The following is a 21,110-nucleotide window of genomic DNA, read 5'->3' as shown; positions in this document are numbered from 1 at the left end:
CCGCATCCTGTCGGTTGTGCTGGCGGTCTGCGTCGTGGCGCTGGCGGCCAGCATGGCCGGCATGGTGTGGATGCAGTTCGGGCAGCTTCGCGACCTGCGGCGCTCCCGTCTGCGGCAGACCGCCCTTGCCAAGGAATTGGAGCAGGCGCTCGCCGCGGCCGAGTCGGCGAACCGGGCAAAGTCGGTCTTCCTCGCCACCATGAGCCACGAGATCCGGACCCCGATGAACGGGGTGATCGGAATGGCCGATCTGCTGCTGGGTACCGTGCTGACCGCCGAGCAGCGCCGCTACGGGCAGGTGATCCAGACCTCGGCCGAGGCTCTGCTGACCGTCCTCAACGATATCCTCGATTTTTCCAAGATGGAGGCCGGGCGTTTCGAACTGGACGACGCCGATCTGGAAATCGAGCCGCTGGTCGGCAGCGTCATCGAACTGTTCGTTCCGAAAGCCCGCGAGAAGGGTGTCGAACTGTCGGTGACGATCGAGGAAGCCGCTCGCGTAACGGTACGCGGCGATGCCGGCAGGCTTCGTCAGGTGCTGGTCAACCTGATCGGAAATGCGCTCAAGTTCACCGCCGAGGGGGGTGTCGACGTTGCCGTCGGCACCGATGCCGCGGGGGACCTCCGTTTTGCGGTCCGCGATACCGGACCGGGCATATCGCAGGAGGGACAGGCCAGCCTGTTCCAGATGTTCAATCAGGTGGACGGGCAGGCCAGCGGCAAGTCGGGTGGCACCGGGCTCGGGCTGGCGATCAGCAAACGGCTGGTCGACCTGATGGGAGGACGCATCGGCGTCGAAAGCACCCTGACCCAGGGCAGCACCTTCTGGTTCACGCTGCCCCTGCGTCCCGGTACGGGTGATATGGCCAAGGCCGTGATGACCGGCGGGGCCGTGCCGGGCGGCACGACCCAGGCAACTGCGCCGGCCATCGCATCGATCGGCGCGCTGCGCATCCTCGTGGCCGACGACAATCCGGTCAACCAGCAGGTCGCCGCCGGCATGCTCAGGCGGGGCGGGCATCAGGTCGATGTCGTCGGAAATGGCGCCGCCGCGATAGAGGCTGTCGCCAAGGTGGCTTACCACCTCGTCCTGATGGACATCGAAATGCCGGAAATGGATGGTTTCGAGGCCACGCGCCGCATCAGGTCGCTGGAAGGACCCAATGCCTCCGTGCCGATCGTGGCGCTGACCGCGCATGCCATGAGGGGAGACGAGGCCCGCTGCATCGATGCCGGCATGAGCGACTATATGCCGAAGCCGATCAGCCGCCAGCGACTGGACGAGACCGTGAGGACGTGGGGCCGCAACATGCCTTCCGTCGACAGTGTCGAGCGTGGACCCGTCATCGATCAGGACACGCTGGAGGAACTGATCCAGACGATGGGATCCGATGCCGGGCTGCTGTTCGAGACCTTTCTGTCGGATTCCGCTGTTCGGGTCGCCGCGATCCGCGCCGCCGCATCGAACTGCGACGGTGTCCGGCTGGAGCTTGAACTCCACAGCTTGTCCGGTGCTGCCAGCACCATGGGGTTGCCGTCGCTGGTGATCGCGTGTGAACAGCTGCGCAAGGCGGTGGGGCAGGCGACGATGCCGCCGCCCCAGCATCTGGTCGACCGCATCGACAGCGCCTTGCACGAGGCGAGGGATGCCTTGCTGTCCTGTGCGCTGGCCGCCTGACGCCGTCGGAAACCTGACGGTTCCATCTTGCCGAAATGGGCTTGAAACCGAGTATGAGGAACGCTTGCCCATGATCGACATGAACCTCCTCATCGTGGACGACAGTCCGGCCGATTGCATGCTGATGAGCCGGTACGCCGAGGCTGTCGGCGATGTCATCGTCAAGACGGCAGCTTCCGCTCAGGAAGCCCTGGCTTCGTGCGAGGAGCAGGGGGTGGATCTGGTCGTCACCGATTTCATGATGCCCGGAATGGACGGCATGGCGTTCGTTTCCCGGCTGCGTTCGATGCCGAACATGGCCGATGTGCCGATCGTGATGGTCACGACCAATGCCGACACCGGCCTTCGCCGCGACGCGCTGCTCAACGGCGTCATGGATTTCCTGTCCAAACCCGTGGACCGGATCGAATTCGTCGCACGCTGCCGCAACCTGCTGGCGCTCAGGGCATCCACTCTCCGCCTGCGGGAGGAGGCTGCGAGCGAACTGATCATGCGCCTGTCGCGGTCGATGGACTCGCGCGACAGCGAGACCGGCGCTCATCTGGAAAGGATGGCCCGCTACGCCGCCGTCATCGCGGCGGCGATGGGACTGTCCAGGCAGATGCAGGAGCGCATCCGCATGGCCGCACCGATGCACGATATCGGCAAGGTCGCGGTTTCCGACCACATCCTGTTCAAGCCCGGCCGCTACACCGACGAAGAATTCGAAGTCATGAAGCAGCACACGATCCACGGCTACAGGATCCTGGAAGACAGCGCCTCTCCGCTAGTCCGCCTGGCCGCGACGATCGCTCTCAGCCATCACGAAAAATTCGACGGCACGGGTTATCCGCAGAGATTGAAGGGCAAGGATATTCCTCTGGCGGGCCGCATCGTCGCCATCGCCGACGTGTTCGACGCGCTGACCAGCGCACGGCCCTACAAGGAAGCATGGCAGGTCGAGGAGGCTCTCGATTTCCTCAAGGCGAACACCGGCAGTCATTTCGATCCCGACTGCATGGCCGCGTTCTTTTCAAGCCTGCCGGTCATATTGGAGATCAGGGAAGAGTTCCGGGATTGATCCCGCGGGTCCATCCTTGAAGTAACGATGGGTGGATGCAGGCGTTTTGCGGGTGTCGCAAAATGAAAATAGCAAAATGCGAACAGTATCTATGACAAATTGTCGAATAACTTCCCACGATACCGGAAAGCCGCGGAATCGCATGCGGATCCACTGAGCCTCCGCGTCTGTTCCATAGACCGAAAGCAATGTTCCGGCTGGCATCGCTTATGCAATTCCCCACTGAGAGTACGGTTTTCAATGCACTGTGGTGGGGAGAAGTTCAAAAATGTCAAACTCCGGAAGCTCCGATGCGTCCACTATGACCGCGTCCGCGCCAATGGCTGGAAGCACAGCCGGTAGCTCCATCGTAGACTTGGCGGAAGTCCGCGCAGCCCGGAGCCGCTCCGCCCCGGCAGCCGGCCCGACCCGTGTCGCCGGCGACAACCTTTTCGAAGGGATCGAGCGTCAGGCCTGGATGGTCGGAGCGGCTGCCGAGCTGATGATTTCAGGCATGAAACGGTTCATCGACGAACTCGATGTGCTCATGAACGATGTCCGGGTCGCGAAAGAGTTCTGTTCGGCTTGTCAGGAGGCCTGCGAACTGGAGGATCTCGACGCCATGATCGAGGCTCGCGACCGTCTCCGTGCCGAATTCAACAGCCGCTCCACCAGCGCTGCCGGTCTGGCCGCGGAGTGAGGCGGCCATCCCGGCTTGCGGAGGTTGGGCTTGCGGAGGTTGGGGACGGAGCGCCCGTCCCAGTCAGCCTCCCGTCCGGGTTTGAACGACCGGCTGCCCCGGTCTGACCTGTCGGGCTTCCAGATAGGCGCCGGTGACGTTCAGCAGCGCCAGCATACCGATGACGGCCACGGCGATGCCGCTTATCAGGTTGGCCCAGCGGCGGGCGCGCCGCTCGTTCTGATGTTTGAGTTCCTGAAGCCGGCGGTCGGCGGCATCGACCGTCCTGCGGGTGATCGCCAACTGGCCCCGCCTGCCATGCTTCGACCATTCCACGATCAGGGTGGAGGCTTTGCGGGCCTCGATCATGCGGCGCGCGAATTCCCGCGCTATCCTCGACGATGGAAACTCCCCCATCAATTCGCCGGAAGTGTCCACCACCCGGATGAACTCCTCGTTGCTGGTGGCGGCCCTTGAGCCTTGGTCGGACATCGATCGTTCCTCCGGCCGCGGTCAGGTCTGGTTGCGGGCTTGGAGTTTCCCCAGGCGCGCCGACATTTCGCTGTCCATCTGTCCGGTACGCCAGTCCTCGTTCTGCTGGACGATCCGGTTCTGACGGCGCTGAAAGTCGGCGGGCTCGACATGGATCCGGGTCTGACTCTCGCTGCGTGGAACGACGGGGATGATCCGCATGATTTCCGTGATCCGCTGATGGCGTCCCAGGGTCTTGTCTCCGTCACTACCGTCCCACAGGTCGCAGACCTGGCCCCAGCCGTCCAGCAGCCACGACAGCCGTTCCATGCTCTGGCGGGCCGACGTGACGCGGACATCCCATTCTGCGACGAAGCGGATGATATTGCCGATGTCGCGGTCGATCTCGGACAGGATCGAGTTGCCGATCCTCATGGTGAGCTGCGCCACCTCGGCCAGCGTCCGCGTCGTGCCGCCGCTGTCGGTGCGTATCACCTCGTCGCGGAAATGGCTCAGCCGATGCAGAAGCTGGCGCAAACGCCCGCGCTGCCCTTCGATTTCGAAGCCGATGGGCTGGATGATGTCGCTCAATTCCAGTATTCGCTGATGGCAGGCTTCGGGAGTGGTCGCGATGTGGTCGCCCAGCCGGCGGAACGCCTGCTTCACCATCGTGCGCCCCTCGGAAGAGTGGATGTTGATCAGGGCCAGTGCTGCGCGGTCGGTATTGACACCCGTCGCCTCGATCACGCGCAGCATCAGGAAAAAGCCGCTGGCCAGCTTTTCCGTCGCTTCCCGCTCCAGCGCCTTGTTGGCCTGTTCGATCAGCTCGGGACCGCCAAGTCCGGTCCGGGCCACCCGATAGGCCGCCATCCTGATCTTGTCGGGCGTGGTCGCATCGGAATAGGAGATCTCGGCGTGGAGCGCCTTGTCGTGAAGGGACAGGCGGACGACCTGCGGGATGCTTGCCCAGGGGAAGACATAGGTACAGCGTCCTCCGGAAAATCCGTTGACCAGGACTTCCAGAGCGCCGCGGCTGCCCCTCCGCAGACGACAGTATGCCAGTTCCGGCGTCGTGAACGGGATGGTCGTCCCTCTTTCCTCGAAGGTCGACGGCACCGCGTCATGCACTACGTCCCCAGCCTGGCCTAACGCTGTTACTCCACTCATACCTACCCCCTGTCAAAACAAGCTAACAGCGCCGGCTCCCATCGTTGGGTACTATTTTAGACGATGTCACGCCATTAACCCCCTATAAAAAGAGGTATAGTTGGTCTGTATCCCCAAAGTCTTAGTTCAAGATATACCTCTACAGAGGTAAACTTATGGGTGATCTGTTCGGCACCCATGAGTGCCAAAGACTAGTTCTATCGATAGTATATTTAAATTTTATGCAAAAGCTTAGTGTCGCCGCGATGGGCAAGGGGTCTTGAAGCTATGCAGTTGCCGGAAAGACAAGAGCTGGATCAGCTTTCCGAAGAGAAGATCAAGATGGTCTATGCTCTGGCGGACAAGATGCCTGACGGCCAGCTGCGAGGTCAGCTCAAGGATCAGATCCGTCACAGGCTGAAGAAGATCCGGCCCCTGCGCCGGCTGACGGCTTCGCGGCTGTTCTGTCTTCCGTTCGAGAGCCTGCTGTCCAACGATGCGTCGCGCGTGAGGACGTTCGGCAGTATTCCCCGCAATTGCGTCGCTCCCTTGTGGTCGCTTGTGAAGGAAGAGCTGCCCGACCACGGAGCGATCGACCGGATCGATGCCTCCAACCAGATGCTGATGCCGCAGCCGTGCCCGATGATGGAGCACCGCCAGCTTCTCGCGTCCTTCGCGGACGCCGTTTCCCGCATCCGGTCCAATCTGTCGAGCGACCGTGGCATGCCCGCCCGGCTGGCGGCGATGCACCGCGACTTGCCCGACGTCATGGAGGAAGTCCACGCCATCTATCAGATGCGGGACGAGATCCTTACCGCGAAGCGCCAGATCATGGCGTCGGAACAGCTGATCGGCATCGGGGACGATTATGCGCGCTCCGTGATGGCGCTGGCGCGGCAGGCCTCGGCGGGGCGGGGGGATCAGCGATGGTACAAGCTGTTCTTCCTGGTGCTGCTGATGGACGAGGACCTCACCGACCATTCCGGCGCGCTGATCGAAGCCCTGGCGGAAAAATCGGCCAGAGGCGCCGGTGCTTCGATCGCCTCCGAAGTCTGCGAGCTCATGGTGGCGCGGGAGGGCGAAGCGCTGAACGCCGGCTTCGCCGCGGCACTGACGACTCCCGCCGATCTGAACGCCGCTGCCGATCAGGTTCGGGCGTCCGCGGAAAGCCTTGGCGTCATGCGCTTGGCTTCGCCCCACCTGAACCGCCAGATCGGCGAAAGCATCGATCAGATGGAAGGGCGCATCCACGAGTTCCTGGGCGGCCAGTTCGCCAAGGCGGCAAGCTCCAGCGTCGCTTCGTTCACCGGGGGACCGGGAGAATCCCTGCCGACCATGGATGAGATAAAGGCGCTCGGCCAGACCATCCTCGCGGTCGCCAAGGTCCAGGCCGCGATCCACCACATCTACGATCCGCCGGCCGACCTGAAGGAATTGGCGAAAACGGCCATCGAGTCCGTCGGGGCCAGACTAGACCGGATTGCGGCGGCGCGCGTCAGCGGCACGATGCGGCAAAAGCAGGACGCCCTGGCGGTGGCCGTGCAGGTCGCCCGTTCGATCGAGCCGATCAGCAACGAGGAAACGGTGCTGGAAATGCTGGAGGACTGCGCGGTGCAATTGGGATTTGCCGAGAGCAGCGATCCGGCGCAGTTCTTCCTGAAGATCATCCACGCGATGAATACGACCCATGAATAGATCCGCCCCGACTCCCGGCCTCAGCAGAGGCGCTGCCGGCAAGCCGGCCCAGGGCAGGCAGACCCAGGGCAAGCAGGCGGAGCCGGCCCGCGTGGCTTACGGCGGGGATGCCCAGACGCTTCGGCTGGCCTATGACTACGCCCCGTCCACCTTCGACGAGCGCGGGACTACCGTACCCTTCACGACGCCTGAACTGGCGTTCTCCAGGGTCAGGCGCGACGGCAGGACGAATCATCTGGAAGTGCTCGTCATGGGCTTTTCCGGCGGCCGGTCGATCTATGTCTTCCCGTGGGAGGGGCTGACCTCCGTACTCCGGCTTACCCTTCACGACCGGGCGCTTCAGGCCGAGATCAGCCTGGCCGACGCCATCACGCCGATGCGCATGCGTCTGGCGGCCCACCGGGTCGCCCGGACCGGGCTTGCCGGAGTGGAGGCCGCCGCTGCCGCGTCGGTCGCGATGGAGCGGATCGCGACGGACGAGAAGCTCACCCGCGAAGCCATGCTGCGCCGGATCATCCGGCTGACCGGCGTGCTCGACAAGACCACGGACGATCTGATGCGGCGCGTCCGCGGCCGTGTCGGCGAAAGCATCATCGTCCAGGTCTCGGAGGTGTTCGCAAAGCTGACGCGGCAGCCGTCGGAACTATGCCGAAACCGGCTGCTGGAACTGAGCGACGCCATGGGACCGCTGGGGTTCGCCGACGAGGAGGACGCCGGCTACCTGCGCCGGACGCTGCGCCAGCTGGGCGACCTGCGGGCGTCGATTTCCGCCGCGAATATCGGAGCCACCGGCCATCTCGCCGCCGAGACTGCCGGAGTGACCGCCCGGATGGCCGAGCGCATGATCGGGGAGATTGACCGCGAGATCAGGAACCTGCCGGCCTTCTTCGGCAACTGGGAAACCAACATCTCGCAGCTTCGCCATGCGATGGACCGGCTGGCCTGGCTGCTCGACGGCTGGCTCGACGTCTGCGAATTGTGGCAGGCCGCCATGGCCGACCGGCAGAACATCGACCACCGCCGTATCGCCGAGATCATGCGGATCATTCCGCTGGTCCCCAAGGGCGAATGCGAGACGACGGTCCGGGTCACGATGGACAATCTTTCCGGCATCCGCCACCGCATCGTCCAGCAGCTCCAGGACTGGCGGACGGGGGAGGTCGATTACGAGGTCGTCAGCCGGATCGAAGCCATCAAGGCGCGGACCGCCGTTCTGTAGGCAGCTTCCTTAAAGGGACGGAATCTCGAGATTTTTCCAAACCTATGAACCCATTCACTGCGGACAGGGTCGCTTGTCCGTCAAAGTCTTCCCATGCAGAGCCAATACCTGACATGGAGACCGGACATGCACAGCATCTTCTCCCGCAGCGTCGTCACCGCACTCCTTCTCGCTCCCGCTTTCGCGGCGCCCGTGACGGCGGGGGAGGTCAGGATGTTCGACCGGCCGCCGACCGTCTCCGAAGTCCAGGAAATGCTGGCCGCTCCGGCGCCCGCTCCCCGTTACCGCAGCATCGAGATCATCGGCGGCGCCGTGAAGTCGGCCCAGAGCAACGCCCCGTCCCCTTCGACGACCCATGCATCCTATGAGACGACCGAACGCCGTCAGGCCGCGCCCGCGACTGCGATGCCTCCGGCACCGGTCGAGGAAGCTGCCGATATGCCGCCGGCCCAGGTTGCGACGGCACAGGCTCAACCGCGGGAAGAACGCGCTCACGCCCCGGATCAGGCGGCCTTCGGTTTCCGCATCAACTTCCGCTTCGACAGCGCGGTCATTCCGGCCGACGCTTATGAGTATCTGGATACGGTAGGCACCGTCCTTCACTCCGAACCCAACGTCGCCATCGTCGTCGAAGGGCATACCGACGCGAAAGGCGCCGATGCTTATAACCTCAAGCTGTCGGAACGCCGGGCGAAAGCGGTCGAAGACTACCTAGTTCAGAAGCATCGGATCGCGGAGTCGCGCATCCGTGCCGTCGGCAAGGGAAAGGCGGAGCCCCTGACCTCCAACCCGTTCGACCCGAACAACCGCCGGGTCCAGTTCGCCCGCGCCAACTGACATGCCCTTCTTCCAGGACGGCTGTCTTCCTGATTAATCAGGTGAGTGGTCCTCCCTTATCCAGAAGACTCCTCACCGGGTAAGCATTTCAAGTTTTCGAGTGTTTCCCCGACAATGATCCCGATGCCACCGGTGGAGAGGTTGAAATGATCGTACGGATTGCGGCTCTTCTCCTCGCCTGCGCCCCGGCCTTTGCGATCACCGCTTTTCCGGCTGAGGTCCAGGCGCAGGATGCGGCGACCGTCCAGCCGGATACGCCGCCGAAGCGGGGGCAGGCACCCAAGGATGCGCGGGCCTATATCATCTGGCCGCCCAACGGCGCCGTGATCGACGGGGGCAAACTTTGGGTCCGGATGGGTCTTCAGAACTTCGGGGTGGCTCCGGCAGGTGTCCGCCGGGACAACACCGGACACCATCACCTGATCATCGACCGCGACCTTCCGCCGCTGGACGAGCCGATCCCCAACGACAAGAACCACCTGCATTTCGGCGGCGGCCAGACCGAGGCGAGGATCGAGCTGCCGCCCGGCACCCATACGCTCCAGATGCTGATCGGCGATGCCGACCATGTCCCGCACGATCCCCCGGTCACGTCGCCCAAGATCACGATCACCGTTCGCTGAGGCGCGACCCGCCGGCTTCCAGACGCCGACTTCCAGCCGCCGACAAGAGCGCCGAAACAGAAAGGCACGCCATGAGATCCCTCTCCGCTCCGTTTCTGGTGACAGCCGGTATCCTGATCGGGATCGCGGGAGGGATAGCGCCCGGATCGGCTGCGGAGCGCCAGCCCGCCCCCAAGGACGCCTATGCCTATATCGGCTGGCCCAACGACGGGGAAGTGGTGACCCAGCGCTTCAAGGTCTGGCTGGGACTGCGCAACTTCGGCGTGGCGCCGTCCGGTATCGTGAAGCCCAACACCGGGCATCATCATCTGCTGATCGACACCGATCTGCCGCCGCTGAACGAACCGATCCCGAACGACAAGAAGCACATCCATCTCGGGGCCGGCCAGACCGAGACCTTCCTGGAGCTGCCGCCGGGACGCCACACGATCCAGTTGCTGATGGGCGATGCGGACCATGTCCCCCATGACCCGCCCGTCATGTCGAAGAAGATCACGGTGATCGTTCGCTGATCCATCCGCCGGCCGATGCGGCGTCGCGCACCAGCCAGACCCGCACCGGGTTGCGCTTGCCCTTCAGCATCAGCTCGCCCACGGGCGCCCCGCCCACGCGGGACTTCACCGCGTTCCAGGTCGGTTCGCCGACGATGACCTGGCACCACGGCGACGTCAGCTCGCCGACCTCCTTGGCATAGGCTTCCAGGCGGGCGGCGGTGTTGGCGGTGTCGCCCAGCAGCGAGTATTCCCGGTGCCGCGCTCCGCCCAGGCTGCCGGCGACCAGCGGTCCCGTATGGATGCCGACACGGATCACGACCGGCGGCAGCCCCTCCGCTTCCCAGCGCCGGTTCAACGGGTCGAGCGCCTTTCCCATCGCCAGCGCGCAATCGACCGCACGGGCCGCGTCCGCGTCGATCTCGGCCTGCGTAGTCCGGGCGACCGGCGCACCGAACACGGCAAGGACGGCATCGCCGATGAACCGCAGCACGACGCCGTCATGGGCCGAGACGGCATCGACCATCGCGTCCAGATAGGCGTCGAGCCAGCGGATCAGGGCATCGGGCGGCAGGGCTTCGCAGATGGTCGTGAAGCCCTTGATGTCGGAGAAGAGGACCGACGCCGTCAGTTGCTGCGGCTTCGGATGCCCTCCCGCCATGAAGGTGGCGCGCTCGCGCCAGATCTCCTCGGCGACCGGTCTCGAGACGTGGTTGGCGAACAGCGCCATCAAGGTCCGGCGGTCGGCCCGCTCGCGCAGCGACCGGTGAGCGGTCATTCCGGCCAATCCTCCCGCCAGCGCCAGGGTCGGCGACAGCAGCGGGACAAGCACGCTTCCGCCGGCGAACAGGGCGGCACTGCCGGACCACAGCGCTGCCAGGATGGTCGAACCGGCCAGCGCCAGCAGCCAGAGCGGCAGTCCCGCCACCGCCAGCAGCACCCCGGCGGCGCTCGACGCCAGCGTCAGGAGCGCCTGTCCGGGCATGCCCAGGCGGCGGCTGGCACGCCCGTCCAGCAGCTGGGCCAGCACATGGGCCTGGACCTCGACACCGGGCATGCTGGCGCCCGCCGGCGTCATCGGAGTCCGGTGGCGGTCGGTGCCCGACAATACGGTGCCGACCAGGACGACCTTTCCCGCCAGCCAGTCCGGCGGCAGCAGCGATACCAGTTCGGCCGGGTAGATCGGGAATGGGGGAGTCCCGGGTTCCGGCCCGTTGCGCCAGTCGATCCGGAACGGCTCTGTCGGCGGCGTCACTCCCAGGACGTCGGCCAGACGGACGGGGAAGCTCGGGCCGCCGTCACCGGCCGCGGCCGGCACATGCCAGCGGATGGTGCCGTCCAGCGTGTCCTTCGCCAGATTGGCATAGCCATGCGGGACTCCTGTCAGGAAGCCGCGCAGAAAGTCCTGCTGGCGTTCGGTCAGGGCCGTGCCTTCAAGGGCGGAGATCGCGACGACCGGCACGCCGGGATCGGTCAGGCGGCGGCGCAGCCGCTCGTCGTTTTCGGGCAATGTCGGCTGGTCGAACAGGATGTCGATGCCGATCGCCCTGACCTTGGCGGCACGCAGCCGCTCGATCAGGTCAGCCAGGAACGCCCGGTCGACCGGAGACCGGCAGGCCAGCGCCACGAAGCTGTCTTCTCCGATGGCCACCATGGCAACGCCGCGATGCTGCGGTTCGGGTGGAGAGAAATGGCCGATCAGCAGATCGCCGAAGCTTTCGTCGGCCAGGCGCAGCGGCGGCAGGATCAGCGGCAGGACGAAAGACGCCGCGGCGATGCCCAGGACGATCGCCGCCACCATGCCGTGCGGCGCCCAGTCCCGGATATGGAGCCGGATCCTGCGGACCATACCTCCCGCCTGAAGCCCCCGGCCCGGTATCCGCACATCCTGCAAGATTCCTCCAGCCTTCCCGAGCCGCCGTTGTTCCTGGCCGTTGTTCCCGGCGTGACGCTACTTTACCCGCAGGACGATCTGGGTAACGACCAGCCGGGTCTGGCGCAGGCCGTCCAGCGTGGCTTCCAGCTTTGCGACGGCATCGGCGCCGAGCGGCTTGAATGCCTGGATGCCCGAGGGCAGGTCGGCCGCCAGATCGCGGTCCGCCGCGAAGCAGCGGACTTCGCTGTCGCTGCCGGGTTCGGAAGCGGCCAGGGGCAGGGGCATCCTGTCGCCGGGGAAGGTCAGCGGCATGCTGCCCTTGACCTGGGAGCCGCCGGAGTCCGGCGACGGGAAGATCGGGATCAGGTCGGTCCGCCGGCGCAGGTAGCAATACAGATGGGCGTCGCGGTTGGTCTGCAGCACCAGCCGGACCGCTTCTCCCGCATGGTATGTCGGGTAAAGTCCGCGTTCCGACGACAGGTAGAGGTCGAGCGGGACGGTCGCTTCGCCGATGGCGGTCAGCACCGCATCGGCCTGCCGCCGGCAGCCGGCCTTGACCAGACCCACGGCCAGAACGCCGGGATCGTCGCTGTCTTTCACGATGCGCATTACCAGGTTGTGGCTTTGCGATTGGTCGCGGCTGCGGACGTGGATCTCGGCGCCGTCGTCGAGGGGAAGTGCGGGAGGCCAGGGCTGGGTAGCCGAGGCGCCGGCCCATGAAACCGTCGTCGCCTTGCCGGCCGCGGGCTTCAGCACCACGGGGTTGAAGGCGGGATCGGCAGGGCGCTGGATGGCGGGTGCGTGCCCGGCCCGCACGCACCAGACGCCGGGAACCGAGGCGTCGATCGCCGAAAGCTCGTCGGCGGAGCGGGTCCTGGGGGTGCCGAGGTTGCGGGCGGCGCCCAGTTCGTTCTGGGCGAACCGTTCCGCTCCGAACAGACCGGTGAGGCGGCCCTGTGCTTCCTTGCCGCCGGACAGGCGGTCGAGCGGACCTTCGTAGGGGCCTTTGACGGTGACGGTCCGGCCGCTCGAAAAAAGGAACAGCGCGTTGGAGCCTTCCGGCATGCGGACGGCGGCGCCGTCCTCGATCACTTGTCCGATGGTGAGGCCCGGCGCCGTGGCCGCGACGACGATCGCCTGATCGGCGACGGCGTGCCCGGCGGTGCCCAGGCCAAGGACGATGGCGAGGGCCGCGCAGGGAAGGAGCGGGCTGTTCCGGCGGGTCTTGAGCATGATAACCTCCGTGAATGCTGCCCCATCCTGAGCGCCGCCACGTCGGCGCACAGTAAACCAGGCGACACCCGAGCCGAATTCCGATGGGAAATTCAGTTCAGGTCGCGGGCGATCCTGAACCCGTTGGCGAGGTAGCGCACGTCCACGTCATAGTTGAGCCGGGCCGTCACGGACATGGAGTCCGCATCGTTCCGCCACGACCCGCCGCGCAGCACCCGCTTGCGGCAATCGCCCTGCACCCAGGCCCCGCCGTCGGCGGGAGCGCCCTTGTAGTTGTTGTTCCAGCAGTCCGCCACCCACTCGGCGACGCCGCCGTTCATGTTGTAAAGCCCGAGCGGGTTCGGCTTGAAGCTTCCGACCGGCAGCGGGAGAGAGCGTTCATAGCTGCCGCCGCAGTTCTCGCAGTTGGCATTGGCGACGCCGACCGCTTCTCCCCACCAGAACCGTCCGGCGGTGCCGCCGCGCGCGGCGTATTCCCATTCCGCTTCGGTCGGCAGCCGGTATCGCTGTCCCGTCCGCTTGGACAGCCACGTGGCATAGGCGACGGCGTCGTTCCAGTGAACGTTGTGGACGGGAGTCTCGTCGGTGACGGATGCGGCCATGCGCGGCATGTCGGTGCAGCCGCCGCCCCGGACGCAGGCGCGCCACTCGGCCACGGTCACTTCGTACATGCCGAGCGCGAAGGGTCGGGCGAGCGAGACCTTGTGCGCCGGCTGCTCGCTGGGATCGCCGCGGGGGACTCCCATCGTGAAGCTGCCGCCCGGCAGCCGGACCATGACCGGGCATTCCGGGCAGTCCTGGAAGCTGTTGTTCGTCCCCTGATTGCGGGTTGCCGGAGCAGCGGCGGCCGAGGGATCGGTCGCGGCCACCGGTGGAATTACCGGCGGGAGCGCCGAGGGAGCCGGCTTGGCGGCCTCGGCTTTTGGCGGCTCGGACTTCTTAGCTTCGGGCTTGGCCGGTTCCGGTTTGGGCGGCTCCAGCCTGGCGATCTCGGTCCGCGCAGGCTCCGGCTTCTTGGCTTCCTGCCGCGCCGTCGGGGTAGGTGCCGGTGCCGGTGCTGACTGGACGACGGTTGCCTGTGACGCGGGCGGTCCCAGTGCCGCCAGCCGTTCCCGTGCCAGCGGCGCATTGCGGCCGCCGGGGAAAAGCTGGAGATAGGCCGTAAAGTCGGCCGGTTGTGCGGCTGTGCGTACCCGCTGCCACATGGCGTCGTCCAGGTCGGGTCCGCTGGGGGCGGTGCCGGGAGGCGCTACCTCGATCTTTACCGAGGCGGTCGTCTTGCCGCCATGGCCGTCGTCGATCAGGACGGAGAAGGTGCCGGCGGTGCCGGGAGCGGCTTGTTCAGGATCGTAGGAGAGGCCGGCGAAGTCGGCCGGCGTCAGCTTGTCTCCCATCTTCAGCGGCTGCGTACCCTTTCGCACCTTTCCGGCGGCGGGAAGACCGGCGACCGTCATGGCCAGCGGATCGCCGTCGGGATCGGTTGGCGCTTCAAGCCCGAGCTGCGTAACCGCTACCCGCAAGGTCCGCTCTCCGGCCACGACCGGCGGGCGGTTCGATTGATTGACGCTGATCGGGATGCTGCCCGAGGCATGTCCGCCCCGGTTCTCCATCACGTTGAAATCGAAACTGCCGATGGCGCCGATGCCGCCCGGTTCGGGCTTGAAGGTCACCTGGGCAAGCTGGGAAACGTTCAGATAGTCCCCGATCAGCACGATCCGGTCGCCGACCCGGACTTGACCGGAGCGGGGCAGGCCGGAGATCTGGGCGAAGACTTCGTCACCGTCGGGATCGACGATCTTGCCGATGCCGAGCTTGACGGAATCGACATTGTCCGCGACCGTGACCGGCTTGAGCGGCGGAATCACCGGGTTGCGGTTGGGCGGCGCGGGGTTGAAGTAGAACGGCGTAGCGCCGAGCGAGCCGAAGATGAACGGCTCCTGCCGCCCCTGCGTCGCTTCCATCACGTTGTCGCGGACGCGGCGGAAGAACAGGCCGAGTTCCAGGCCCGGCACTTCGAAGTTCTTGAGCAGGGCATCGGTATAGGGGCTGTGGTCGCCGGAGCCGTCCTCGGCCAGAGCGTCGGCACGGGTCGCCAGCGCCACCAGCGTATCGCTGGGCGTATCGTCGATCCGGGCGAGGCCGGCGGAAACGTCGCGCTCCCGGATGGCGCCGGCGTTGCTGCGCGACAGGCGGTCGGCGAAGGGATTGTTCCGGCAGGCGTCCAGGATCAGGACGCCGAGTTTCCGCGCCTGCGCCAGCTCTCCCATGATGAGGTTGAGCGGCATGGCTTCGTAGACCAGGTCGCGTTCGCGTTCGAGACGGGCATCGGACGGCAGAAGATAGTTCTGGCCGCGCACCTGGAGACCATGGCCCGCGTAGAACACCACGGCGACATCCGCGGTCGAGGCTCTCACCCCGAAATCGCGGAGATGGGTGGCGAAAGCGCGGTTGTCGAGATCGAAGACTTCCTGGACCTCGAAGTCGAGCTTCCGCAGGGCGGCACCGATGGCGCGGGCGTCGTTCGGCGGATTGGGAAGTTCGGGCGCATATTTGTAGCTGCCGATCCCAATCACGAGCGCAATGCGCTTATCCCCGTCCGCAGCATAGGAGGGGGCGGTCAGGCAGGCCGTCAGCATCAGTGCAAGCAAGAAACCGAGAACTCTCATCAACCAGAATTCCCCACTGTCGCGAACCGCCCGGCGCAGTCGGGACCGCAAGCCTTGGGCGAATGGAAGGACCGGCGGCAAGTTATCAGAACGGATTATAACGCCGGTCGCGGATGCGTTGACAGAGCACAAAAGTAAGTATTCCGAAAGCTCCCGCCAAGCGGATCGGTCGGGCAGCTCAGTGATGGTCAGGTCATTTTATTACATCCTATACCATCATGCCTGCGCCGCTCCGGCCTGAGTGTGGGATTTATCACCGTGAAGGCGTTCACAGACATCCTCCAGGCTATCGGTCTAGCCTGTTTCATCGACAGGGCGGATCACCCGCCGGTCATGATGCAGAGGAGGGCAAGTCCCCATGCCGAACCTATCGCCGATCTTCAAGACCGGACGGCTTCTGATCGCAGGTACCGCTTTCGGCATCGGACTTGCCCTGAGCTTCGCGGGCGGCGCCGATGCCAAGGAACTGAACCAGCGCAATCATCTGGAACCCCGCTTCAATGCCAAGATCCAGAGGGAGATAGCGAAGAACTGGCGGCGCCAGGGGGAGTTGCAAAACCAGGACTTCACCGGCGGTCAGACAAACGGCTGCGGCAGCCAGTCCGTCGGTAACGTCTTCGTGCCCAAGGGATCGCGGGCACCGCGTGAAGTCATCACGGTCATCACCGGCGACGTCATCAACAACGTCGGGCGCGGCGGCTGCTGATGCCGTTCTTCCGGATCAACCGATAGGGATGCGATCCATGACCGTGCGAACCGTGATCCTGGGCGCCTTGTTGTCGGCGGCCGTCGCCGGCATGGCCGCCGCGACCGTGGTGAACGAAAGCGGACCTCCGGTAGGCGCCAAGTCGGGGGGCGCCGCTTCGGTGGCGCCCAGCGGCGCCGTGCGCCTGCAATGCTGGCAGAACGGTGCGCGCATCATCGACGAAGCCGGCCTCCGCGACGCGGCGGTGAACTTCTTCGACGCTTCGAACAGCCTCCGCTTCCGGCGCGGCGGCGCCGACCAGATGGTCATGCTGGTGAACCCGTCGCCGGAAACCACCTGCCTTCTCCAGGAAGAGCGCAAGGGCGGCGAATAGCCGGACGCCGCACCCACCAGACCGTCAAGCCCTAACCGTTACGCCGGGAACCTTCAGGAGCGAGAGACATGATCCGCCAACCTCATCACTGGCTGGCCGCGATGACGGCCGTTCTTCTGCTGACCACTTCAGCCTCCTCCTGGGCCGGCTCCGGAACCGGGCAGCGGGCCAGCATCGACGAGTCGTTCGATGCCAGCGCCGCCGAACTGATCGGCGTGGCCGGCCACGTCAGCATCCGGCACCACGACGGTCACGACATCCGGCTGCGGGCCGAGGGACCGAAGCGCTGGATCAGCGATCTGGTCCGGCGGACGGAAGCGGGCGTCCTCGTGGTGAACGCCGGTTCCCTCAGCGCATCGGCGATCAACATCGCATCGGGTCCAGGCGCCCGGGCGGAGACCCGCATCGGCTCCCTCACCATCACGTCGGAAGGGGGCGTCGCCATCGGCGGTTCCGCCGACGATCCGCCGAAGGTCGAACTCTACGTGCCGACCGGCACTCCGCTGACGGTGACGGCGGCGGCCGGGGAATGGGACATCGTGGCACTCAAGGCTCCCCTGTCGTTCGAGTTGGTCGGTGGCGAGGTCCGTGCCGGAGCCATGACCAGCGCCCGCCTGTCGGTGCGCGGCGGCGGCGAGATCGAGGTCGCCCGCGTGGACGGCGACCTGCATGCCGATATCGCCGGTTCCGGCAGCATCACCGTCCTGGCCGGATCGGTGACCAGCCTGAAGTCCAGCATAGCTGGCACGGGGAGCGTGATCGTTCAAGCCCCGGCGGAACGCGCCGAACTGGCGGTATCGGGCGTCGGATCGATCGAGGTGCAGAAGGTCCGCCAGGAACCCAAGGTGCGGATCAGCGGCCTTGGCACGGTCCGGACGGGCTATCGGCCGTAGAAGAGGACGTCGATAGCAACTTGGCGGCCCCCGCGTTCTCCCCCTGCGTCGAACGGTTTCGGCGCAGGGTTTTTTTATTTACGGCGTCAAAGATCCAGTGCCGGGCGCAACGGGGTATAGCAAATGCCGTAGAGGATTTCAATCCTCTTTCGGCTGGATAAGCACTGCATGCCGTATTGGTGCCGGAGGGGACGCATCCATGTCGACATCCCTCTATCCGTCAACAAATGTCATCATTCCTCGACATCGGCTGTCTGGAACGGTGTTTTTTAGAAGAGAGTAGACTCTTCGGTTTAGGTGTCGAGATGGCGATGAGCACATGAATAGGAATAATATCTGAAACAGCAAGCATGTGGAACCGGTTTATTGGACGCGGCTGCCAATGCCGGGCTTAAGCGGTCCGAACTGCAAAAGCACGCTCGGTGCTCCGGAAACCGCAGCGAGCGGAGGCACGCTCGTATAGGTCGGACCGCTCAAGCCCGACATCCGACTTTTCGAACCGCCGGTGCGATGGATTGCGGAGGAGGTCAGGTGCGGGTCCTACGGCCTCGGAGATTGACGCGTGGGAGATTGGTGCAATTTCACAGGCCGGTATCCTTGACCGGTCAATCTTTGAGGCCATCGGTATTGTAGGTTCATCCCGACCGGTGTGCCGAGAAGGTCGTCCCGTGGGGCGGAAGCTTCCAAGATTTTCGGAGCAGGACGGCTAGGTGGAAACGGCTGAGCTCGTCTCGGTCAAGAATCGCCAGCGTGGATGGTTCGGTAGCAGATACAGGTGCGGCTCAGAAGCTCACCGAACTGCCCGGTACGACCCGCAGGTTCAGGCGCTTGGTCCGGATATTGGCGCCCGGGATCTTGTTGAAGGCGTCCGTCACGGTTTGCAGGGTCGCCCTCGGGATCGGCTTCAGGTCGTCCAGCTTCATGCCGTCCGGCAGCGACAAGCCGACTTCCTGCGGAGAAGCGAAGCAGGCCACGGCTTCGTTATCGCCGACACTGTCCAGGCGGATGTTGAACGGCTTCTCGTAGCCCGGCGGGATTTCGACCTGCTGGTTGGCGTTGACGAAGGCATCGGGCTGGAAGCGGTTGGGGAATACCCGCGACACGCTGCCGTCGTTGTCCTGGTAGTAGCAGTACAGGAAGGCATCGACGGTCGGCTGGACCTTCACGACCAGGGTTTCGCCCAGCTTGTACTGGGGCAGGGGACCGCGATCCGTATTGAGGAACACGTCGAGCCGGCGCTGGCCGTCCGGATCGGTCGGCATGACCGGGATACCCTTGCCGCCGGCCCCGGTGATGCCACCCTCGCGTCCGGGTGCCCGGGCGAGCACGCCGGGTTTGCTCAGCATCGAGTAGTACAGGTCGAAGTCGATGCGGCCCGAGGGGATCAGTTCGTTGTCGGCCTGATAGCGGCCCGCCGCGTCGCGGGTCTGGCTGTCGTAGAGGCCGGTGATGGGGCCGTCGTAGTAGCCGGTGCTGGTCAGCACCTGCTGGACGAAACGCACCTGTTCGTCGGCCGGCGTGGTGTCGAACCACTCGCGCGCCTGGGAACGGAAGGTCTGGTTCGTCTGGTCGAGACCCAGGCATTGCCAGTACGGCACGCGGGTCAGCTTGCCCAGCGCTTCGACGACGCTGAGGTCCACCAGGGTCCGGACGGCTTGATGGAAGCCTTCCGACTTGTTGAAGGCCACGTTGAACGACAGGCCGGCTTTCTCGATCCGGCCGCCGGCGTCGCCGCTGACGCCCGAGCGGATCACGGCGATCGAGTTGCTGGCCGACATGCCGGGCAGGATCTGGCGGGTGACCACCTCGCCGACGTTCAGATCGACCGAAACGACGGAGACGACCTGATCGCGCGACGCGCCGACATCGAGCCAGGGCAGCGACAGGCCCGCTCCCTGGGTCTCGCTCAGGACGCTTTCGTCAAGCTGGGTTACGGCGCCCCGGATGTAGTAGCTGGGCACGACGAAGTTGGGCTGTACGCCGATGAGCGCGGACAGCGCCGTCACGTCGCTGGTCGGGTTGGGCTCGAAATCGACGAAGCGGAACGCGTTGCTGCGGGCCGACATGCGCGAGATCGCGGTGATCAGCATCTCCTTCGTGCCCGCCGCGACCTTGCCGGTCGCATCCGGGATGCCCGATGTCATGATGTAGATGTCGCTCTTGCCGTGCTGCCACAGCAAGGTGTCCATGCATTGCAGGCTGGTGGTGAAGCTGCTGATTGTTTTGTTCGGCGTCGTCTTGGCTTCCGACACCACGGGGGCAATGGCGGGATCGGACATGCAGCCGGCAAGCGTAAGGCAACCGCCGATCAGCCACCCGGCGCGCCGGGACAAAGGGCGTCCGGAACGGCTGCGGGGAAACAAGCGGTTGCTGGACATGGTCCGATCCTTTGCGCCGGTGTGTCGATTTGTGGAATGGCTGACAGGCGGTTGGTTGCGTGTACCGGGTAGCGAGAGTGTGCGACTGCTTCGCGTATGTTTCAGCATACAAAAAGTTTTACCGACTTGGTGTCCCATCTAAAGTAGTAAGTAATAATCTGAAGTGTTAGAGTCGCAATTTCTATTTCGTTTAAGTTTTCATCGACGTGGGAGAAGTGGACGATCCTGGGATCGTGTGGTCATAATGTTTTGCGATGCGTGCCGCATGAAGAGCCGGTTTCCGGGGGATAAGTCGAATGGCTATCACGGGACTTGAAGACAAGCTCGCCGTCCTTTCCGAGCATTCCCTGCTGAAGCATGTCAATCAAGGTGAACTGGCCCAACTGGCGGCCTATGCCACAGTCGCCCAGCACCGCGCGCGGACGATCATCTTCCGCCAGGGCGATCCCGGTTCCAGCATGATGGCGGTTCTGTCCGGCCGGGTGCGGATCTGCAGCTATTCCGCCGAGGGAAAGGAAGTGACGCTCAATATCGTCCGCAAGGGCGAGTTCTTCGGCGAGATAGCACTGCTCGACGGCAAGACCCGGACTGCCGAGGCCGTGGCGCTGGAGCCGACCGACCTCCTGGTGCTGGAACGCCGGCATTTCCTGCCGTGGCTGGAAGCGCACCCTACCGTCTGCCTGCGCATGTTCAACGTGCTGTGCGACCGTCTGCGGCGGACCAGCACGCAGCTGGAGGACACGCTGTTCCTGGAAGTGCCGTGCCGGCTGGCCCGCTGCCTGGTCAGGCTGGCGACGGCCTTCGGCGTGGCCGAGAAGGGCGGTACCCGGATCGACGTCAAGCTGTCGCAGCAGCAGCTGGGAACCCTGGTCGGGATCACGCGGGAAAGCACCAACAAGCACCTCAACGAGTGGCAGCGCGATGGCTTGATCACGGTATCGTCGGGCTCCGTCACCATTCGGGATCTCGAAGGCCTGCGTGAACTGGCCGATTTCTTCGACGAGGAAGAAGAGACCTGAGATCCGGCGCCCGGCGGCGGTCGCCGCCGGGCTTTCCGAACCGGCTGGAGTTATTCGCAGCCGCTGCTCGAGTCCATCGAGCCGACCG

Annotated in this window: 18 protein-coding genes; 12 read left to right on the top strand and 6 right to left on the bottom strand. The window is 65.0% G+C overall.

What is annotated here, in order from left to right; translation table 11 throughout:
- The 3 genes from AC5JJ6_RS13270 to AC5JJ6_RS13260 all read left to right on the top strand — a co-directional run.
- A partial coding sequence (locus AC5JJ6_RS13270; protein WP_496042499.1) for an ATP-binding protein occupies positions 1 to 1,678 on the top strand: 1,678 nt, incomplete at its 5' end.
- A gap of 70 nt (positions 1,679 to 1,748) precedes the next feature.
- Positions 1,749 to 2,738: an HD domain-containing phosphohydrolase gene (locus AC5JJ6_RS13265; protein WP_496042498.1), complete on the top strand. Its 990-nt coding sequence runs from the start codon at positions 1,749 to 1,751 to the stop codon at positions 2,736 to 2,738.
- A gap of 319 nt (positions 2,739 to 3,057) precedes the next feature.
- Entirely contained in the window at positions 3,058 to 3,417 is a 360-nt protein-coding gene (locus AC5JJ6_RS13260) for a hypothetical protein (RefSeq protein ID WP_496042497.1), read from the top strand.
- A gap of 63 nt (positions 3,418 to 3,480) precedes the next feature.
- Here AC5JJ6_RS13260 and AC5JJ6_RS13255 read toward each other — a convergent pair whose 3' ends face one another.
- Together AC5JJ6_RS13255 and AC5JJ6_RS13250 are read right to left on the bottom strand one after the other, a co-directional pair.
- Positions 3,481 to 3,888 carry a hypothetical protein gene (locus AC5JJ6_RS13255; RefSeq protein WP_496042496.1) on the bottom strand — a complete coding sequence of 136 codons (408 nt, stop codon included), beginning with the start codon at positions 3,886 to 3,888 and terminating at the stop codon, positions 3,481 to 3,483.
- Positions 3,889 to 3,909: 21 nt separating this feature from the next.
- Positions 3,910 to 4,995, bottom strand: coding sequence for a hypothetical protein (locus AC5JJ6_RS13250; RefSeq protein ID WP_496042495.1), 1,086 nt, complete (start codon positions 4,993 to 4,995; stop codon positions 3,910 to 3,912).
- 312 nt (positions 4,996 to 5,307) lie between these two features.
- Between AC5JJ6_RS13250 and AC5JJ6_RS13245 the strand changes: the two genes are divergently transcribed.
- The 5 genes from AC5JJ6_RS13245 to AC5JJ6_RS13225 all read left to right on the top strand — a co-directional run bounded on the left by AC5JJ6_RS13245 (position 5,308) and on the right by AC5JJ6_RS13225 (position 9,899).
- Positions 5,308 to 6,708, top strand: a complete 1,401-nt coding sequence (locus AC5JJ6_RS13245; RefSeq protein WP_496042494.1) for a hypothetical protein — start codon at positions 5,308 to 5,310, stop codon at positions 6,706 to 6,708.
- Positions 6,701 to 7,927, top strand: coding sequence for a hypothetical protein (locus AC5JJ6_RS13240; RefSeq protein ID WP_496042493.1), 1,227 nt, complete (start codon positions 6,701 to 6,703; stop codon positions 7,925 to 7,927). Before AC5JJ6_RS13245 ends, AC5JJ6_RS13240 begins: the two co-directional genes overlap by 8 nt.
- Before the next feature lie 126 nt (positions 7,928 to 8,053).
- Positions 8,054 to 8,764, top strand: a complete 711-nt coding sequence (locus AC5JJ6_RS13235) for an OmpA family protein (RefSeq protein ID WP_496042492.1) — start codon at positions 8,054 to 8,056, stop codon at positions 8,762 to 8,764.
- Positions 8,765 to 8,910: 146 nt separating this feature from the next.
- Entirely contained in the window at positions 8,911 to 9,387 is a 477-nt protein-coding gene (locus AC5JJ6_RS13230; RefSeq protein ID WP_496042491.1) for a DUF4399 domain-containing protein, read from the top strand.
- A gap of 71 nt (positions 9,388 to 9,458) precedes the next feature.
- Positions 9,459 to 9,899, top strand: a complete 441-nt coding sequence (locus AC5JJ6_RS13225; RefSeq protein ID WP_496042490.1) for a DUF4399 domain-containing protein — start codon at positions 9,459 to 9,461, stop codon at positions 9,897 to 9,899.
- Here AC5JJ6_RS13225 and AC5JJ6_RS13220 read toward each other — a convergent pair.
- The 3 genes from AC5JJ6_RS13220 to AC5JJ6_RS13210 form a co-directional block, all read right to left on the bottom strand.
- On the bottom strand, positions 9,880 to 11,727 hold the full coding sequence (locus AC5JJ6_RS13220) for a CHASE2 domain-containing protein (RefSeq protein WP_496042489.1): 1,848 nt from the start codon (positions 11,725 to 11,727) through the stop codon (positions 9,880 to 9,882). The two genes, AC5JJ6_RS13225 and AC5JJ6_RS13220, sit on opposite strands and share 20 nt — an antisense overlap.
- Before the next feature lie 102 nt (positions 11,728 to 11,829).
- Positions 11,830 to 12,987 (bottom strand): DUF4384 domain-containing protein, encoded by a 1,158-nt coding sequence (locus AC5JJ6_RS13215; protein WP_496042488.1) that lies wholly within the window; start codon positions 12,985 to 12,987, stop codon positions 11,830 to 11,832.
- 92 nt (positions 12,988 to 13,079) lie between these two features.
- Positions 13,080 to 15,653 carry an SUMF1/EgtB/PvdO family nonheme iron enzyme gene (locus tag AC5JJ6_RS13210; RefSeq protein ID WP_496042487.1) on the bottom strand — a complete coding sequence of 858 codons (2,574 nt, stop codon included), beginning with the start codon at positions 15,651 to 15,653 and terminating at the stop codon, positions 13,080 to 13,082.
- A gap of 358 nt (positions 15,654 to 16,011) precedes the next feature.
- Between AC5JJ6_RS13210 and AC5JJ6_RS13205 the strand changes: the two genes are divergently transcribed.
- From AC5JJ6_RS13205 to AC5JJ6_RS13195, 3 genes are all read left to right on the top strand, one after another.
- Positions 16,012 to 16,359, top strand: a complete 348-nt coding sequence (locus AC5JJ6_RS13205) for a hypothetical protein (protein WP_496042486.1) — start codon at positions 16,012 to 16,014, stop codon at positions 16,357 to 16,359.
- 37 nt (positions 16,360 to 16,396) lie between these two features.
- Positions 16,397 to 16,732 (top strand): hypothetical protein, encoded by a 336-nt coding sequence (locus AC5JJ6_RS13200; protein WP_496042485.1) that lies wholly within the window; start codon positions 16,397 to 16,399, stop codon positions 16,730 to 16,732.
- Positions 16,733 to 16,800: 68 nt separating this feature from the next.
- Positions 16,801 to 17,625 (top strand): GIN domain-containing protein, encoded by an 825-nt coding sequence (locus tag AC5JJ6_RS13195; protein ID WP_496042484.1) that lies wholly within the window; start codon positions 16,801 to 16,803, stop codon positions 17,623 to 17,625.
- 782 nt (positions 17,626 to 18,407) lie between these two features.
- Here the strand turns inward: AC5JJ6_RS13195 and AC5JJ6_RS13190 are convergent.
- Complete coding sequence (locus AC5JJ6_RS13190; protein ID WP_496042483.1) at positions 18,408 to 20,003, bottom strand: DUF4384 domain-containing protein; 1,596 nt, start codon at positions 20,001 to 20,003, stop codon at positions 18,408 to 18,410.
- A 296-nt stretch (positions 20,004 to 20,299) separates the two neighbouring features.
- On the opposite strand from AC5JJ6_RS13190, the gene AC5JJ6_RS13185 reads away from it, so the two are divergent.
- Complete coding sequence (locus tag AC5JJ6_RS13185) at positions 20,300 to 21,022, top strand: Crp/Fnr family transcriptional regulator (RefSeq protein ID WP_496042482.1); 723 nt, start codon at positions 20,300 to 20,302, stop codon at positions 21,020 to 21,022.
- Positions 21,023 to 21,110: the final 88 nt, after the last annotated feature.

The organism is Skermanella sp. (genome assembly GCF_059503625.1).
This window is presented reverse-complemented; position numbering and strand designations above follow the sequence as displayed.

Excerpts from the sequence above, each read along its gene's own strand:
- AC5JJ6_RS13265 (WP_496042498.1), top strand. The coding sequence starts at position 1,749 with ATGATCGACATGAACCTCCTCATCGTGGACGACAGTCCGGCCGATTGC.
- AC5JJ6_RS13260 (WP_496042497.1), top strand. The coding sequence starts at position 3,058 with ATGGCTGGAAGCACAGCCGGTAGCTCCATCGTAGACTTGGCGGAAGTC.
- AC5JJ6_RS13255 (WP_496042496.1), bottom strand. The coding sequence starts at position 3,888 with ATGTCCGACCAAGGCTCAAGGGCCGCCACCAGCAACGAGGAGTTCATC.
- AC5JJ6_RS13240 (WP_496042493.1), top strand. The coding sequence starts at position 6,701 with ATGAATAGATCCGCCCCGACTCCCGGCCTCAGCAGAGGCGCTGCCGGC.
- AC5JJ6_RS13235 (WP_496042492.1), top strand. The coding sequence starts at position 8,054 with ATGCACAGCATCTTCTCCCGCAGCGTCGTCACCGCACTCCTTCTCGCT.
- AC5JJ6_RS13230 (WP_496042491.1), top strand. The coding sequence starts at position 8,911 with ATGATCGTACGGATTGCGGCTCTTCTCCTCGCCTGCGCCCCGGCCTTT.
- AC5JJ6_RS13225 (WP_496042490.1), top strand. The coding sequence starts at position 9,459 with ATGAGATCCCTCTCCGCTCCGTTTCTGGTGACAGCCGGTATCCTGATC.
- AC5JJ6_RS13220 (WP_496042489.1), bottom strand. The coding sequence starts at position 11,727 with ATGGTCCGCAGGATCCGGCTCCATATCCGGGACTGGGCGCCGCACGGC.
- AC5JJ6_RS13215 (WP_496042488.1), bottom strand. The coding sequence starts at position 12,987 with ATGCTCAAGACCCGCCGGAACAGCCCGCTCCTTCCCTGCGCGGCCCTC.
- AC5JJ6_RS13210 (WP_496042487.1), bottom strand. The coding sequence starts at position 15,653 with ATGAGAGTTCTCGGTTTCTTGCTTGCACTGATGCTGACGGCCTGCCTG.
- AC5JJ6_RS13205 (WP_496042486.1), top strand. The coding sequence starts at position 16,012 with ATGCCGAACCTATCGCCGATCTTCAAGACCGGACGGCTTCTGATCGCA.
- AC5JJ6_RS13200 (WP_496042485.1), top strand. The coding sequence starts at position 16,397 with ATGACCGTGCGAACCGTGATCCTGGGCGCCTTGTTGTCGGCGGCCGTC.
- AC5JJ6_RS13195 (WP_496042484.1), top strand. The coding sequence starts at position 16,801 with ATGATCCGCCAACCTCATCACTGGCTGGCCGCGATGACGGCCGTTCTT.
- AC5JJ6_RS13190 (WP_496042483.1), bottom strand. The coding sequence starts at position 20,003 with ATGTCCAGCAACCGCTTGTTTCCCCGCAGCCGTTCCGGACGCCCTTTG.
- AC5JJ6_RS13185 (WP_496042482.1), top strand. The coding sequence starts at position 20,300 with ATGGCTATCACGGGACTTGAAGACAAGCTCGCCGTCCTTTCCGAGCAT.